The organism is Veillonella sp. T11011-6 (genome assembly GCF_002959755.1).
In the GTDB taxonomy this organism is placed as follows: Bacteria; Bacillota; Negativicutes; order Veillonellales; family Veillonellaceae; genus Veillonella.
On record NZ_PPCW01000005.1, the window covers coordinates 218,011 to 234,116 of the forward strand.

Annotated in this window: 16 protein-coding genes and 3 tRNA genes; 15 read left to right on the forward strand and 4 right to left on the reverse strand. The window is 35.7% G+C overall.

Annotated features, from left to right (window positions below):
• The first annotated feature begins 268 nt into the window (after nt 1-268).
• From VRHSUH10_RS08395 to VRHSUH10_RS08405, 3 genes are all read left to right on the forward strand, one after another.
• Nucleotides 269-344: transfer RNA gene (locus tag VRHSUH10_RS08395), tRNA-Asp, on the forward strand.
• A gap of 21 nt (nt 345-365) precedes the next feature.
• Nucleotides 366-441: transfer RNA gene (locus VRHSUH10_RS08400), tRNA-Phe, on the forward strand.
• 12 nt (nt 442-453) lie between these two features.
• Nucleotides 454-539, forward strand: a tRNA-Leu gene (locus tag VRHSUH10_RS08405).
• A 117-nt stretch (nt 540-656) separates the two neighbouring features.
• Here VRHSUH10_RS08405 and VRHSUH10_RS08410 read toward each other — a convergent pair.
• Both VRHSUH10_RS08410 and VRHSUH10_RS08415 read right to left on the reverse strand, forming a co-directional pair.
• Nucleotides 657-2,198 (reverse strand): RNA-binding domain-containing protein, encoded by a 1,542-nt coding sequence (locus VRHSUH10_RS08410; RefSeq protein WP_105090202.1) that lies wholly within the window; start codon nt 2,196-2,198, stop codon nt 657-659.
• A gap of 143 nt (nt 2,199-2,341) precedes the next feature.
• Nucleotides 2,342-2,704 (reverse strand): DUF2513 domain-containing protein, encoded by a 363-nt coding sequence (locus VRHSUH10_RS08415; protein ID WP_105090203.1) that lies wholly within the window; start codon nt 2,702-2,704, stop codon nt 2,342-2,344.
• Nucleotides 2,705-3,209: 505 nt separating this feature from the next.
• Here VRHSUH10_RS08415 and VRHSUH10_RS09560 point away from each other — a divergent pair.
• Nucleotides 3,210-3,518 carry a hypothetical protein gene (locus tag VRHSUH10_RS09560; protein ID WP_233187108.1) on the forward strand — a complete coding sequence of 103 codons (309 nt, stop codon included), beginning with the start codon at nt 3,210-3,212 and terminating at the stop codon, nt 3,516-3,518.
• A gap of 47 nt (nt 3,519-3,565) precedes the next feature.
• Here VRHSUH10_RS09560 and VRHSUH10_RS08425 read toward each other — a convergent pair whose 3' ends face one another.
• Entirely contained in the window at nt 3,566-4,939 is a 1,374-nt protein-coding gene (locus tag VRHSUH10_RS08425) for an MFS transporter (protein WP_105090205.1), read from the reverse strand.
• 476 nt (nt 4,940-5,415) lie between these two features.
• Here VRHSUH10_RS08425 and relB point away from each other — a divergent pair, with 476 nt between their 5' ends.
• The 3 genes from relB to VRHSUH10_RS08440 are packed head-to-tail and all read left to right on the forward strand — an operon-like array spanning nt 5,416 to nt 6,116.
• Nucleotides 5,416-5,637 carry a type II toxin-antitoxin system RelB family antitoxin gene (gene relB / locus VRHSUH10_RS08430; RefSeq protein WP_005387906.1) on the forward strand — a complete coding sequence of 74 codons (222 nt, stop codon included), beginning with the start codon at nt 5,416-5,418 and terminating at the stop codon, nt 5,635-5,637.
• Nucleotides 5,627-5,893, forward strand: coding sequence for a type II toxin-antitoxin system RelE/ParE family toxin (locus VRHSUH10_RS08435; protein ID WP_005387908.1), 267 nt, complete (start codon nt 5,627-5,629; stop codon nt 5,891-5,893). Before relB ends, VRHSUH10_RS08435 begins: the two co-directional genes overlap by 11 nt.
• 10 nt (nt 5,894-5,903) lie before the next feature.
• On the forward strand, nt 5,904-6,116 hold the full coding sequence (locus tag VRHSUH10_RS08440) for a hypothetical protein (RefSeq protein ID WP_024066462.1): 213 nt from the start codon (nt 5,904-5,906) through the stop codon (nt 6,114-6,116).
• A gap of 110 nt (nt 6,117-6,226) precedes the next feature.
• Here VRHSUH10_RS08440 and VRHSUH10_RS08445 read toward each other — a convergent pair whose 3' ends face one another.
• Nucleotides 6,227-7,018, reverse strand: a complete 792-nt coding sequence (locus VRHSUH10_RS08445; RefSeq protein ID WP_105090206.1) for a carbon-nitrogen family hydrolase — start codon at nt 7,016-7,018, stop codon at nt 6,227-6,229.
• Nucleotides 7,019-7,337: 319 nt separating this feature from the next.
• Here VRHSUH10_RS08445 and VRHSUH10_RS08455 point away from each other — a divergent pair, with 319 nt between their 5' ends.
• The 8 genes from VRHSUH10_RS08455 to VRHSUH10_RS08490 all read left to right on the forward strand — a co-directional run bounded on the left by VRHSUH10_RS08455 (nt 7,338) and on the right by VRHSUH10_RS08490 (nt 15,955).
• Entirely contained in the window at nt 7,338-8,141 is an 804-nt protein-coding gene (locus VRHSUH10_RS08455; protein ID WP_105090207.1) for a polysaccharide deacetylase family protein, read from the forward strand.
• Nucleotides 8,142-8,152: 11 nt separating this feature from the next.
• Nucleotides 8,153-9,091 (forward strand): phosphodiester glycosidase family protein, encoded by a 939-nt coding sequence (locus VRHSUH10_RS08460; RefSeq protein WP_105090208.1) that lies wholly within the window; start codon nt 8,153-8,155, stop codon nt 9,089-9,091.
• 8 nt (nt 9,092-9,099) lie between these two features.
• The gene (locus tag VRHSUH10_RS08465) at nt 9,100-10,041 is read left to right on the forward strand and encodes a hypothetical protein (RefSeq protein ID WP_005387918.1); all 942 of its coding nucleotides are present in this window, start codon (nt 9,100-9,102) and stop codon (nt 10,039-10,041) included.
• Between the two features lie 69 nt (nt 10,042-10,110).
• Nucleotides 10,111-11,283 carry a glycosyltransferase family 9 protein gene (locus VRHSUH10_RS08470; RefSeq protein WP_105090209.1) on the forward strand — a complete coding sequence of 391 codons (1,173 nt, stop codon included), beginning with the start codon at nt 10,111-10,113 and terminating at the stop codon, nt 11,281-11,283.
• The gene (locus VRHSUH10_RS08475; protein ID WP_105085301.1) at nt 11,270-11,596 is read left to right on the forward strand and encodes a hypothetical protein; all 327 of its coding nucleotides are present in this window, start codon (nt 11,270-11,272) and stop codon (nt 11,594-11,596) included. The genes VRHSUH10_RS08470 and VRHSUH10_RS08475 overlap by 14 nt, the downstream gene beginning before the upstream one ends.
• Nucleotides 11,597-12,124: 528 nt before the next feature.
• Complete coding sequence (locus VRHSUH10_RS08480; RefSeq protein ID WP_105090210.1) at nt 12,125-13,477, forward strand: pyruvate carboxylase subunit B; 1,353 nt, start codon at nt 12,125-12,127, stop codon at nt 13,475-13,477.
• A gap of 451 nt (nt 13,478-13,928) precedes the next feature.
• Complete coding sequence (locus VRHSUH10_RS08485; protein WP_105085303.1) at nt 13,929-15,269, forward strand: sensor histidine kinase KdpD; 1,341 nt, start codon at nt 13,929-13,931, stop codon at nt 15,267-15,269.
• Entirely contained in the window at nt 15,266-15,955 is a 690-nt protein-coding gene (locus tag VRHSUH10_RS08490) for a response regulator transcription factor (protein WP_005387927.1), read from the forward strand. The genes VRHSUH10_RS08485 and VRHSUH10_RS08490 overlap by 4 nt, the downstream gene beginning before the upstream one ends.
• Nucleotides 15,956-16,106 lie beyond the last annotated feature (151 nt).

A 16,106-nucleotide genomic window follows, 5' to 3' on the forward strand; every position in this document is an offset into this window, starting at 1 on the left:
TTATTATTATCCTTAAGCTGGTTTTTAAGATAGTCATAAATCAGAAAAAATATCTGCTTTACAGGCATTTTGATTGCTGCAATTATAGGTATAATTTGTAGTATATTCAAGCATACTAAATATAAATGGCTAATATTTGAGATTTTTAATAGATAGTTCCTAATTTCATATATTTTGGAAAAATTCATCAAAAAATTAGAAAAAAGTACTTGCATTAGTAGGTTACCTCATGTTAATATATACGAGTAGTCAACGAGAGTTGATACGCGGCCCCGTGGTGTAGCGGTTAACATGTCGCCCTGTCACGGCGAAGATCGTCAGTTCAAATCTGATCGGGGTCGCCATTTTTTTTTACAAAAAAACGTGCCTCGGTAGCTCAGTTGGTAGAGCAACGGACTGAAAATCCGTGTGTCGACAGTTCGATTCTGTCCTGAGGCACCATTTGTATTCCATGCGGTTGTGGTGGAATGGCAGACACGCCATCTTGAGGGGGTGGTGAGCGTACGCTCGTGAGGGTTCAAGTCCCTCCAACCGCACCAAAATATATAAGGACCTACAGATTACTGTAGGTCCTTTTTGCTATTGTTATTTTGGACTAGCTTTCGCTCCAGGCTTTAGCACGTAAGCAAATCACCTGTTTACGGACGCTTTTAATTTTATGAATCGGATTTATCTTTATAAAATATGTGTTTTATAATATCATAAGTCTCACCTAAGTGATGAATCATTTCTATTGAGGAAATTGGTTTAACATAAGTTCTATTTTTATTTGCTCCCATTTTTAAAATTAAATTTTGCTCAGCTAATTTGTTAAGTATTCTTGTTAAACGAGCGGAACTTATATCGGGATGTGCATTAGCAATTTCTTTTTTTGTAAATTTGATAGTTGATTTGTTGGCATCTGGTGGATTACAGATAAATATATATACCCTTTTTTCATCCTCCTTTAGGTTAGAGGTATCTAGCATAGGTTCTGCTATCCATAGCTTTAAGTAGGTTTTTTCTAAGTTACTTTCTAATTCAGGAGCCTTAAATCTGTTTTTTACTACGACGTCAATTATTTTCTTACTTCCGCTACCCGCATGCTCTGATGCTCCCATTCTAGTAAACAAATTTACAAGTAGTGGATTTCTAACTAAAGATCTAGCACCTCCAGTAAAAAACTCTTCTACTGGGATTTTCATAATTCCAGGATTGATAAAAATATAATATGGTTCATGAATTTCAGTAATTAAAGCTGATGTATTTAAAAAATAGTCAGCATGGATTATCATATTAACAAATGCTTCGCGTAAAGCAATTGTAAGGTCTGTTGGGTTTTTTCTAATCGTGTATTCATCAAGTTCAAAGTCTCTGTCTATGGATAATAAAAGCTTTTCACTTACTAAACGATAATAATTAAATAAATTTAAATCAGGGAAATCTAGGTTCCCTGCCTCTATTCTATAACTCCATCTTTGAGAATTTCCACGTTTATCAAAAAAATCTACATGATAATGAGGAAAGCGGTCAAGGATAGCATTGTATTTACCGAAAAATAATAACCCAGCAATGGTTAAGTTCATTGTATTGGTATTTCTATTTTTACGAAATACACCAATGCTTTCTAAAAAATTTTGATTGTCCATTTCTGAATAGTTTAAGCTAGGATACCTTTTAGAAAGCATGACTTTATAACTATTAATGCTATCTATATCTAAGTCAGATAAATCGTAATTAGGAAGTAATTCATAATCTAATTGGCTAGATTGGTTCCTTAATATTGCACTCAACTGTTGTTTGTCTACTAGATGATCTTGCGAATGTAATCTGATATAAGTGTGAGCAATATTATTGTTGAGATAAATAGGTTTATCTGTAATTGAGGCTTCTTTGATATGTATAATAATTATAGTTTTGTCTTCAATAATTCTTGTATTTATATCATTATTATCTATAATGTTTAGACTAATTTTAGACCGATCGGCTAGTGTTGAGCAGAAATCACTTATTATTTTTTCTGCATCTTTTACTCCCGTTAAAATAGGATTTTTGTGTTCGTCTTCGGAAATACCTAATATTAAATAGCCACCGGCAGTATTAGCAAAGGCAGAATATGATTTCCAAGCATCTTTTGGAAACTCATTTTTAGCTTTTTTATATTCAACCTGTGAAGATTCTTTTAATGATAAAATTGATTCTAATGTAGTTAACTCCATAATATATTTTCCTAAAAGTGCTAAATAAGCGCTAAATAAAATTAATAGTAAATTAAGCTTGATAGTTGAATCTTTGTGGAGATTGTCGAGTAGTAAGTTTAAAAGTGCTAAATAAATGCTAAATAAAATAGTAAGAAAATATGTTAAAGGCCTATAATTTTTAATGCGATATTTGAAGCAATCGTTTTTATAACCTCTAAAGATGCAGAGCCTCCTATTTTGAGTAAATTATCTTTTGTATCTTTCCATATGTTATCATTACGAACAGCGTCTAGATAATCGTGTCCAGCGTTTGTTAACCATTGAATTTGATACATTGGATAGTTATTACCGATACAGGTAATATCATAAGCTTCAATAAAACCAGCCTCATAAATCAAATGAATATGATATGCTAGAATGTTTTCTGGAGCTAATTCAATAAAATTACCAATAGTCAAATTTGTAGAGGTAGATGCTTCTATTTGTAATAATATATTCCTTATTAAATCAAAATCACGTTTCATATTATACCTCCTTAATTTATTATACTAATAATAAATTAATCATTAAAGTGTTATATGTGAGGTGTGTAAGGTTAAACTCGTTAATCGAATATTTATATACTAAAATAATATAAAAAGGTTAAGGATATAAATTTATAGTTGAACTGAAAATTATAAAAGTCAAATTATAATTATTATATTATTGGTAATCAGTAGAAGTTACATTAAGTTACATTGATATAATGTTATATTAAGTGTGTAATTATAGTAATAAACAATATATATTAATGTGCAAGTTTTAATATGAGAAAATTTTATGAAATTTAACTATGGCGAGACGCTGAGAATCCGGAATGATTTATATACGATCCTAGGCAAGATACGCTACATTGATACTCATGGAGCGATTGGGTATAAGTATAAGCTAGTCAAACATAAGAGTAACGCAGAATTTTGGATCCGATGGGATAAAAAACGTGGCGCATATCAGTTTACAATGTTGTGTGGTAAAGTGATGCCATCTGACATGAACGTAGTACATCGTGGTTATCAGATGGTTATAGGTACAAGAGGGGATATAGATATAGATATTGCGGATGTAGCTCGTTATGAAGAGTATGAAGATGCTAATGGCACTCATACATTTATTGTTGAAAAAGGGGTCCATACGACTGAGTATTCAAAAGGCATTTATGTTGATAAGGAATATGTGTCTCTTGAAAGCGATGCAGAGATACCTAAGCCTATTCTAGATAAAATGGACACTATTAAGAAGATGAGGTTTATAGGACCCATAATTTGGTTTTTGGCGAACTTATTAAATAATAAAAGGTAGTAACAATTTCTTGTTACTACCTTTTTGTTTGCTCTAGAATTTAGTTGTTAGCTGTTAGCTTCAGCTGTTTGAAGTTGTTCAAGTTCTGCTTCTTTAGCATCTAATTCTTTTGCACCAAAGTGGGCAAGTACACAGAATGTAACGCAAAGAATACATGCTACCATTAGGAGATAGAAACCTGCATTCCAACCGAATTTATCCGCTAAAACACCAAATAGTGTTGTACCAAGGTTGGCACCTACGATGTAACTCATAAAGCCACGAAGACCAACAGCAGAGCCTACAGCGAATGGAGGTACGATATCCATAGTTTGTACAGAGGCTAAGAATTGAGGGATGTAAATTAGGCAACCTACAACAGCAGCAAAGAACGTAACCCATAAGAGGGATTCACTTTGCCAATAACCAAAGATACAGAAGAAGATAATACTTACTGCAATGATTGCTGGAGGCATGCGATAACCTTTGAAGAATTTATCGGAAATGTAACCTGCAAAAATTGTAGAAGGAATTGCCGCCCATTCAAAGAATAAGAAAGCGATGGACATTTCAGCTTTAGAGAAGCCTTTTACTTGTAATAAGTAGATAGGCAACCATGTAAGCATACCAAAACGAATCATATAAACGAATGTATCAACTAGAGACACATACCAAGCATTTTTGTTTTTTAATACGTATTTTACAAAAATTTGTCGTGTACTTAGATGTGGTGCCTCAGAACTTCTATGTGTTTTATGAGATGTATCGGCAATGATTTCGCTAGTTGGTGGTAACCCTTCTCGTTCAGGACTTTCTTTGATCAAGAAGCAAATAATAACGGCTACGATAATCGCGATAATTGCAGGAATACCATAGCTACCTAATTGCCAGTGATCTGTAGTGGTGAAGTATAAGGCTGCAGCTACGATTGGTGCTACGATACCACCACCAAGGTTATGGGAGATATTCCAAATTGCACCAAAGCGACCACGTTCTTGCTTTGGATACCATTTAGCAAGTGTGATGAAGGATGGACCTACACCAAAGCCTTGGAAGAAACCGTTAAGAACTACTAATACTAAGAAGAAGGCGAGGCTGTCGGCAAAGCTCATGAAGATATTGATAATTGCACAGCAAATAAGACCGAAAGCCATAAATTTTGCAGGGCTTGCTTTGTCAGCAAGACTACTCATGAAGCCTTTACTTAGACCGTAGGCGATAAGCATACCACTAGATAGCAAACCGATTTCCGTTTTGCTCATGTGTAAGATATCTGATAAAAAATGAGTTGATAAGGCAAAGTTGTTACGAACAATATAGTATGCAGCGTAACCAATGAAAATACCAATTAAAGATTGGAATCTGTATTTATAGTATAGATTCATAATCATATTTTGTGGTACAGATGATTTTGCCTCTTTTGGTTGTAGAAATGAAAACATTATTATTACCTTTCTTTCTTAATAACCGAATTCCAGTGCACTGATAATACTACCACTTCTAGATGATTTATGTAAATGATTTATGGTATGAAAATAAGCGTTTATGTCATGAAATTTATTAATAATACAATTTATATAAATCTTTTGCAAGTATTTATTAGTAAAATGAAAAAAGATAAAATTTTTCTAAAATATTGACAAAGTTATTTTATAATTGTATATTAAAGGTGACATACTGGCGTGTCGTTAAAGGGACTTAGAGAGAGTTAGCCAGACTGACATACGATATAGTTCGAGAGTAACTATATACATAAAAAGGCATGCCGCTGAGAGACGAGAGAAGGGTGGTGTGCCTTTTTTGTATGCCTAATTTCTGCAAATATAAAATTTTATTAAAATAGTACTATTTGCAAGTTTAAGGAATAGACTAAAACCTCCCTATGTAATACAATGTATTACATAGGGAGGTGCTTTATATGGCAAATATTTCAGTCCGTTTAAATGAACAAGAAGAAGAGTTATTTAAAACATATGCTGAGTTTATGGATGAAACACTTTCTACTCTCTTTAAGAAGGCTTTACTAGAAAAGATTGAAGATGAATTTGATCTTAAGGTAGGTCAAAAAGCATTAGCAGAATATAAGCAAGATCCTGTTACCTATTCTGTGGCGGAAATGCGTGCAAAATATGGCTTATAAACTTGAGTTTTCTAAACGGTTTGACAAGCAATTTTCTAAACTCGATAAATCAACGCAACGTTATCTCTTTAATTGGCTTATCAAGAACGTAGATAATGTAGAAAATCCTAGATATTCAGGAAAATCACTGACAGGTAATAAGACGGGGCTGTGGCGTTATCGCATTGGTAATTATAGAGTCATTGCTGATATTAATGATGATAGATGTATTATTTTAGCGTTAGAAGTTGGACATCGAAAAGATATTTACAAATAGAGGATATACTATGAAATACTTACGTCGTGAACTGAATCAAGTAGAAAAAGAATACTTAAAACAATTTGGGCAAGACTCCTTGAACCGTGTCGTTCTACACGATCCAAATACAAAGGATAAACAAGAGGTACAAGATACGATTGATATTCTAAAAGATGCTATGGCAAAGAACAAACCTCTAGAACAAGTTCCAGAGGATATGTGGAAGCTTATTGAGTTTTAAAGGATGAGTCATCTATTTCTTACATACAGCTCAATAAAAATAAAAGGCACATTGTTAAATGAATGACCTTCCTGATTTAAGGAGGTAATTCAAAACAATGTGCCTTTTTGTTATAGGTTATAGAGTTCAGGTTTGCGATCTCTAAAGATATTAATTTTGTTACGGATATCTTCGACTACAGCGAGGTCGATGTCTACGGAAGCAATACCTTCGTTAGTGTCCATTTCGAGTAGGTTTGTACCCCATGGATCATATACCGCGGAGTGCCCTGTACTTTGAACGCGGCCCACTGTGCCACAGCCGTTTACGGCACAGACAAAGAGTTGGTTTTCAATAGCTCGCACTTCATTGAGTACGTGCCAGTGACGTAGACGCATAGTAGGCCATTGAGCAGGCACAAACAATAATTCTGTGCCTGGTAATGCAGCCATTCTTACTAGCTCAGGGAAACGGATGTCATAACAGATGACCGTACTGCAAGGTATTCCGTCCAGCTCGAAATGTGTAGTATGGGTACCGCTTGCAAAGTATTTGTCTTCTTTGGCAGGGCTAAAGCCGTGCATTTTAGAATATTCTCCTACAAGTTCACCGCTTCGGTTGTAAACATAGGATGTATTAAATACGAGATTGTCTTTTGCAACTGCTACAGAACCGCCCACAATATTTACATTATGTTCTTTAGTGAATGCACTTAATAAGGCTTTTGTGCGGTCCCCATTTGTATCGGCGATATTGATTAAATCTGTAGATGGATAAAAACCAGTGTTCCAGGTTTCAGGTAATACGATAATATCTGGACTTTCAGATAGGGCCTGATTCAATAATTCTTGAACTCGATTGTAGTTATATTCTACGTCGTTTACGTGGACATCCATTTGTATGAGGGTAAGTCGTTTTTTCATGGTAAATCCTCTGTGTATTAAAATAGTATAGTTTACGTTATATAGTATATAATTAGAATATTAAAGCATTATTGAGAGTATTACAATATGACAATGGTTACAGTTGAAATACTCTTTTTCAGTAGAAATGGATAGAATGGATTTAGATAACACTAGATGTACAGGCTATCATTGCCATAGGTGTTCCAGATGAGCCTATGTATCCTAGACCTAGAAAATCAATTGATGAGGTACTAGTAAAGCGTTAGTTTTTTTACTAATCTTCATAGAAATGTTATAATATTCTGTATATAATTGTGTTCTAATAGAGGAGGGACCTATGAAACGGATTCCATTGGTAACACTATTAGTTGTCGCATTGGCTGTGGCTTTAGCAGGATGTGGATTGCTTTCACAAAAAACCGAACCACCTAGTCCGACGGCGCCTGTAAAAGAAGTCAAAATGGTACATCCAACGGGCATCCCTGTTCTTATGTATCATAAAATTGGCGATGATAAGGATAACGATGCAGTTATTCGTGAGGATCTATTCAGAGAACAAATGAAGTTCCTCAAAGATAATGGTTATAATCCATTAACGATGGATCAACTATATGATTATGTCGTAAATGGTGCAGCAGTGCCTGAAAAACCTGTTGTATTAACCTTTGATGACGGTTATGCGGATACGTATTCTATCGTATATCCAATTATGAAGGAATATGGTTTTGCAGCTACTGTGTTTATCAATCCTGGCGATGTAGGTACACGGTTAACTTGGGATCAAATTCGTGAAATGCATAAAAATGGTATTACCATTTCCAATCATGGATTCCAACATATCGAAATGGGCCAATTGTCTGAAGCTAAACAAATAGAAAATATTACAAAGGCTCAAGAAGCCCTTGCAAAAGAAGTGGGTATCAAGGATAATCCTTGGTTCTGCTATCCTTATGGAGATAAAAATGAATTCACCGATGCTGCCACTAAAAAAGCGGGCATCAAAATGAGTATGGCTATGAAATCTGGCTGGGCTCATACAGGTGATAATCCATATAACATTTTGCGTGTTTGGGTTGGTAATGCTGTTGATATCAAACATTTTGAAGAACGCATTAGCACCGAACATTTCACTGATTTATAAGGAGAAATACATTGTTCAAAAAGAATTGGGTAAAGTTCATCATCATGGTGTTCCTATTTACCGTTGTAACCTCACCATTCGTGGTGCTCTTTGGACCATTTAATAATGTAAAGCGCGCCGTTATTGGTGCTATATTGCAATCTCGCCATCCTCATTACATTACATGGCTATTCAGTGAAGATGAATTGCAATCTATTTTGGGCACAGTGGGCGTTGTTAAAAGCCAAGATTTGTTCAAGTTTAATGCTCGTGAAGATAAGAGTTTAAACCTTGAAAAAATTCAGTCTGCTCGTTATGTAGGTTATATTCTTGAAATTCCAGATCCACGTCGCATTCAAGTTGGCACAGCTGCGAATATTCAAGAGAAAGGCGATACTACAAGTAATATTGCGAAGATGAATAATGCGGTAGCAGCTATCAATGGCGGTGGTTTCCACGATCCAAATGGTACTGGCACAGGCCGTTTGCCTTATGGCTTCATCTTGCATGATGGTGAATATATTATCGGTAAAGATGTAGGACCTGATGAAGCCGTTGATTTTGTAGGCTTCTCTAAATCTGGTAACCTTATTGCAGGTAACTATGACAAAACACAACTTGGAGATATGAAAGCCATGGAAGGTATTACCTTTGGACCGCCTCTTATCGTCGATGGTAAGAAGATGATTACAGAAGGTGATGGTGGCTGGGGCGTAGGCCCACGTACTGCAATCGGTCAAAAGAAAGATGGTACAGTACTATTCCTCGTAATCGATGGTCGTCAACCAGGTTATTCTCTTGGCGCTACATTGCGTGACGTACAAGATATTTTATATGAAAAAGGTTGCTACATTGCAGCAAATTTAGATGGTGGTTCTAGTTCTACATTGTACCTCAACGGTAAAGTAGTGAACAAACCAGCCGATTTATTAGGGGAACGCATGATCCCAACGGCGTTTATCGTGAAATAGGAGGACATATGAAACCTTTTACGCGTGTACTGAGCGCCTTTGCGGTAGGTATTCTTCTGCAAGGTGGGGTGTACCTATACCTTGATCAATATATGTTTGCACCGACTACAGATTTTAATGTGGCTGGTGCTTCAAAGGATGATACTAAGAACTTTCCTGATGTAAAGGAAGGAACTAAATATGTATCTTATGACCGTCAGTTCATGGCGGTTGTTACTGAAAGCTCTTTAAAAATTTATAAGGCTAATGAAAGCAAGCCTACAACGATTGATTTGAAGGGCCGTTCTATTAGTTACTTCAGCTGGATGCCTGACCGTAACTATGCTATCATGGGTCTATATGACTCTAGAGAGGTTGTTATGGCCCGTCTAAATGCGGACGATCCTGAACATGAAGTAGATACAAAACTTGAAGATTTGCCTCGTAACAGTAAAATCGTAGATGCTGCGTATTCTGAAGCGACAAACGTTGTTTATATGAAGGTAAAGGTTCAAGAACACGCATATCGCATTTATCGTACTGATGCTAACTATGATACGCGTCGCGTTTATATGCAAGCTACAGATATTGGTCATATTGGCGTATTCTATGATGAAGATAGATTCTTCTACGATAATGCCAAGACTGGGGATATCTTCATGTTTAATGGTATTGAAGGTGGTTGGCGTGTTATCAACCCACCAGGACGATTCCGCTTAATCGGTGTTGATATGGATAAAACTATCTATATTGCTCGTGTTGATGAGGATAACAATGCCTTAACTGTTTACACTGGTAAACTCGGTGTAGGCTTCAAACCAGTTTATAAATACAATCATCCAACAACATTCAATGAATTAACATTGTCTGATGTAAAAACTATCATTAAGGATGGTAGTGACGAAACTACGAAGGTAACAGAAGATGATACATCTTCTAAATCTTCTAGTGATAGCAAAAAGAAATCTTAAGAAAAAGCCTTTATAATGATTCATTATAAAGGCTTTATTCCTATACTAGTTTGTACTAAAAGGATATATATGAATATATTATTTGTACGACTCAGCTACATAGGCGATATACTACATGCTACACCTGCAGCACGCTGGATTAAAGAACACTATTCAGAGGCAAAGCTCCATTGGATTGTAACACCTAGTATGGTAGAACTTTTAAAGAACAATCCCTATGTAGATGAAATCATTCCATGGGAACGGGATGAATACGAAGCACATTCTAAAAAACTACATATTCCAACGATGTGGCGCATGTGGTGGGAGCTTAGAGATAAGTTGAAACCATATAAATTTGATGTGGCTGTCGATGTACAAGGGCGACTCATAACAGGGCTCGTTTTATTAGCATCAGGTGCACCTATTCGCCTTGGCCTTGGTGGTACAAAAGAATTAAACTGGCTGTTTACCAACTACAAAGCAAAGCCAAGTACGGATCATGTTATCAAGCGATATATAGAGGTAGCAGAATTACTGAATACTGCCGTTACAGAGCATAGTGACCTAAATGTATCCAGTGCTGTTTCTGAGGATAATGTAAAACCTTGTATAGCAAATGGGGTAACTGGTAAAAAGCTATACCACATGGACTTTTTTGTGCCATCTGATTTGCATGTTTGGGCAGAAGAACAGTGGAAATCAATTAGTTATGACACATCTTTGGAGCGTAGCAAAGTAGAAAAGCCACTACGCGTAGGTCTTGTGTTAGGCACGTCCTGGGCGACGAAAGAGTGGCCTCAAGAGAAATGGTATTCTCTTATTAAATCCCTTCAGTATAGAGCTAATTTTGTTTGTCTAGGTGGTCCAAAGGAGGCTACTCAATACAAACCATTGATGGATTCCTTAACAGCTGATGGCCTTGATAAAATTATGCTAAATATGCTGGGGAAAACCACACTTCAAGAGGTAGGGGCTTTAATTGAAAGTTGCGATGTAGTAGTGACTGCTGATACAGGATCATTACATATTGCATTGGCTTTAAATAAACCAGTAGTAGCATTATTTGGCCCTACGGATCCTAAACTGTGGGGTCCATTAACGGGAAACTTTAAGGTTCTTGTTAATGATGAGTTAGATTGCTTAGGTTGTCGTAAACGACGTTGTCCTAAGCCTGATCAATATTGTATGTCTGGTATTGACTCAGTACGCGTGAAAAAGGCGATTTTCGAATTGATAGGAGATAAACATGGCAAAGTTTAAAATTCAAAAAGGTTTATCCGATGCGGATATGATGAAAAACTTTAAAGATACTGAAAATTTTGAAGATACTATGCTGGATATGGAACGTTCTGCAAAGAAACCGGTAGTACATCAAAGTCCAAAACAAAAGGAAGATGCATTTTATCGTGAATTCCTTACAGATAAGGTAGAAACATTAATTGGTAAAATGTTGCTCGACATTAAGATGGAATACTTTAAAGAAGGTGAAGGTGCTTTCTCTATTCAAGTAAAACGAGATGGTAAGAATATCGTTCTTGAAACGGCGCCTAAAAAGGTAAAACCTGAAAAATAATATGATAAAGAACATTTAGTCAAAGAACCTACCTATAAAAGGTAGGTTCTTTTGTATATTTATAAAACATAAGAATTCGGGGATCTTATCAATAAAATTGATGAGGTTATAAGTGTACCGATGATTATCGAATTACTAGATTTATAAATACCGATATACTTTGAAGGCTGATAAATAATAACTAAAAATTATTACGATATAAATTTCTATTTCTCATTAAAAAGAGCAATTAATAAGAAGAGCGTTTGATTAAAAATACACGTTAAACTCTAGCTTTTTAGCACTTTATTGTGAGTTTCATCACGAAAAAATCATAAAAGAATACATGAAATTATGAGAAAATTGCATAATGTGGTTGTTGACAAAGAATTCTATAAGTAGTCTAATATAAGTATGTCTTAACGATTTGTAGAGTATTTGCTTGTGTGAGCAAGTGCTATAAAAATCGTAAAAAAATAGGTATGAGATAGTTGTGTGGTGGATGTATAAAATTACATGCACAAAACTATTTCGATTTGGAGGATTAACATGGCTAAAAAATTAAGAATCTGCGAAACCGTTCTTCGTGACGGTCATCAATCTATTTTGGCAACACGCATGCGTTATGAACAAATGGAACCAGTGCTTGGCCTTTTAGATGAAATTGGTTATGAAGCTCTTGAATGTTGGGGCGGCGCTACTTATGATAGCTGTCTTCGTTTCTTGAATGAAGATCCATGGGAACGCCTTCGCAAATTAAAAGCTAATGTAAAAAATACACCACTACAAATGTTACTTCGTGGTCAAAACTTGTTGGGCTACAAACATTACTCTGATGATGTAGTAGAAGCATTCTGTAAAGCTGCTGTAAAAAATGGTATCGACCGTATCCGTATTTTTGACGCATTGAACGACCCTCGTAACATGGAAGCTGCTATTAAGTACTCCAAAAAAGCAGGCGCACACGTTCAATCCGCTATGGTATATACTATTTCTCCAGTTCATACAACTGAAAGCTTCTTGAAAGTTGCTGAAACTTTGGTTGAAATGGGTACTGATTCCCTTTGCATTAAAGATATGTCCGGTTTGTTAGGACCTGCTGATGCATATGATTTAGTTTCCACATTCAAAAAACGTTTTGGCGATTTGCCAATCGACTTGCACAGCCATTTCACTTGCGGTCTTGCAAGCACTACATACTGGGAAGCTGCTAAAGCTGGCGTAGATATCATCGATACTGCTATCTCTCCATTCGCTCATGCAACTAGCCAACCAGCTACTGAAACTATGATTGAAATGTTCAAAGGTACTGAATGGGATCTTGGTCTTGACCTTGATAAATACATTCCATTAGTTGACCACTTCCGTAAAGTAAAACAACAAATCGCTGAAGAATTCAACTTGAAACCAGCTAGCGATGTAATCCCAGCTGTTCGTCGTTACCAAATTCCTGGCGGTATGTTGTCCAATACTCAAAACCAATTGAACGAAATGGGTATGGGCGATCGCTTCTTCGACGTTATGGATGAAATGCCACGCGTTCGTGAAGACTTGGGTTATCCTCCATTGGTAACTCCAACATCCCAAATCGTTGGTACAATGGCTATGATGAACGTTATGATGGGCGACCGTTACAAAATGGTTCCTAACGAAGTTAAAGACCTTGTACGCGGTAAATATGGTGCGTTGCCTGGTAAAATTTCTGACGAAATTCGTCATACTATCATCGGTGATGAAGAACCTATTACTTGCCGTCCAGCAGATCTTATCGAACCTGAATTGGCAGGTTACACTGAAGACTTGAACTCCAAAGGTTACACTGGCATCACTGAAGAAGACGTATTAACATACGCTATGTTCCCAGAAGTTGCTATTAACTTCTTTGAAGCTAACCGTCGTTAATCTAAAAAGTAAAAGAGGATTCCTTAGGAATCCTCTTTTTTTATGCCAAAATAAGGCAATTAGATTATGTATGTGAATAGTGCATTTATTATGATGATCATATTATGATGTAAAAAATTATTTTTATAGACTTAGTATTTATATTTAGAGTTTTTATAAAAAATATAGAGGCTATTGTATTGATAGATATTTGTCACTAGCTTTGATGTACTAAAAATTACTTGTAGTATATATCTATAGATTACCCGGATGCGTGTAAGTTATATTAAAAACTGAAAAATAGTAGGTAATAAAAGGCATATAGACCTTATGTAATATCTAGTAATTATAAACTGACAATGAAGAAAATATGAAGGTTAAATCATTTTTTTACTCTTTTTACTTGCTTTAAGTATTAAAAATAGCGTAAACTATAAGAAGTATCTACTATTTATGATATTGAGGTAACCCTGTGAATTTACAAATACGGATTTGGATATCCAATGTTGTGCTCTTTGTAGTGCCTATTTTGATAGCAATTATCTTATTTTTGCTATACTTTACAGGTCTGCGCATATTGGCTAATGCCGGTTACTATTTGCGTATTGAGCAGGAACAACAGTTTAAAAGTGTCAGTCGAATCACTGAAACAATTACCTTTTATGGTTTAGAAAACAACTTAATAGATACCTTAGTAAAGCCTAGCTATAGTCTACTCGATCCGAAGGAAGTATATGTAGAGGTACTAGATCAAGGTAATATGGTGTACAGCTATGGTAATCCTCAAATCTATAGCGCTTCTGCTATTGTTGGTCTTATTGATGTAAACCCTGAATTACAAGGTATTGTATATCAGTCCAATAATACGTTCGTATATGAAATGCGGAAATACGATGGGCGTCATGCTTACGTATATCATATTGCTATAAAGCGCGCTACTCATGGTAGTGATAGCTTAATGGAATCAGTTTCCTTCTATATTATTGTAGTGGCTATATTACTCTTTATTGTTACATTCTTTGCTATTAACCGATTTGTTACACGCTTTATCATGATTCATGTTAAGAATATGACAAAATCCTTAGAAATGGCTAATCGTCAGATTGAAATGGAGCAGGAGCAACAAAAAGAGTTACTAGCAGGGATATCCCATGATATTCGAACGCCGTTAACAGCTATTAAAGCGTATGCAGAAGGTGTTCGTGATGGTATTGCACCAACAGAAGAACAACAAAAACGCTACATGGGAATTATTTTAAAACGAGCTAATGATTTAGATTCGATGTTAGAGGAGTTATTCCTCATTACAACTTTGAATTATAAAAAAGAGTCGCGTCCATCTGAACGAATTGAACTTGGTCAATATGTACGTGATTTTGTAGAAGATCATTTGGCTCCTTATCAAACAAGAGGTCTAGAAATTAAATTCCGTATAGCAGCGGAAAATGCTTTCATTAATGCAAACCCACAATTGTTACAGCGGGTTTTACAAAATGTGTTGAACAATAGTGCTAAGTATAAAATGGCCGATGTTGGTCATTGTGTTATTGATGTAACTAGTGATGATGATTTTGTATACTGTGTTATCAGTGATGATGGCCCAGGGGTACCACCAGAATCTCTAGAACGTCTAATGCGTCCATTCTACCGTGTAGATTCATCTCGTACGAATCCACAAGAAGGTAGTGGTCTTGGATTGTCGATTATTCGTCGAATTATGGAAATCTTTGAAGGCCGAGTTGTGATTGAAAATGTAAGACCACATGGTCTACGTATTATATTAGAATTTCCTAAACAAGGAGAAGAATCATGAGTGAACATATCTTAATTATTGAAGACGATTTGGATATCGCCAATATTGAGCGTGATTATTTGATGGTGGCAGGTTATGATGTAACTATTATGACTAATGGTACTGAGGGTATTGAGGCTGCCTTAAATACTCCTGTAGACCTTATCATTCTTGATGTTATGTTGCCAGAAATGGATGGCTTTGAAGTTTGCCGCCAAATTCGTGACAAGGTTCGTGTGCCAATCGTTATGGTAACGGCTCGTCTCGATGATATCGATAAAATCCGTGGCCTCGGCGTAGGTGCTGATGACTATATTGAAAAACCATTCTCTCCATCTGTATTGATTGCAAAAATCAAAGCTATGTTAGCACAATATAAACGCTTAACAGAGCGTGATGCAATGGAAACTAATGCGATTCAATCCGGTGAAATTCGCCTTGATCCTAAGATGATGAAGGTATGGGTAAACGAAAAAGAAGTTCACCTTAAAAAGAAAGAATTCCAGTTATTAGAATTCTTGATGCGCAACCGTGATATCGTATTTAGTAAAGAAGAATTATATTCTCGCGTATGGGGGCTTGACTCCTATGGTGACTATGCTACTGTAGCGGTACACATCAATCGTTTGCGTGAAGAAATTGAAGATAATCCATCCGATAGTAAGCATATTATTACGGTATGGGGCGTTGGTTATAAATTTGTTTAATGACTGAAAAATGGTTTCATTTTTAATTCACGTATCTGTTGGCTGTTGATAAAATATGTGTTTGTAGAGAGTTATTATATAGATATAATCAAAGGTTTAAAAAATGTTTATATACTTCCTTTGATAGTTTAGATATTCCGTGTATACTTAT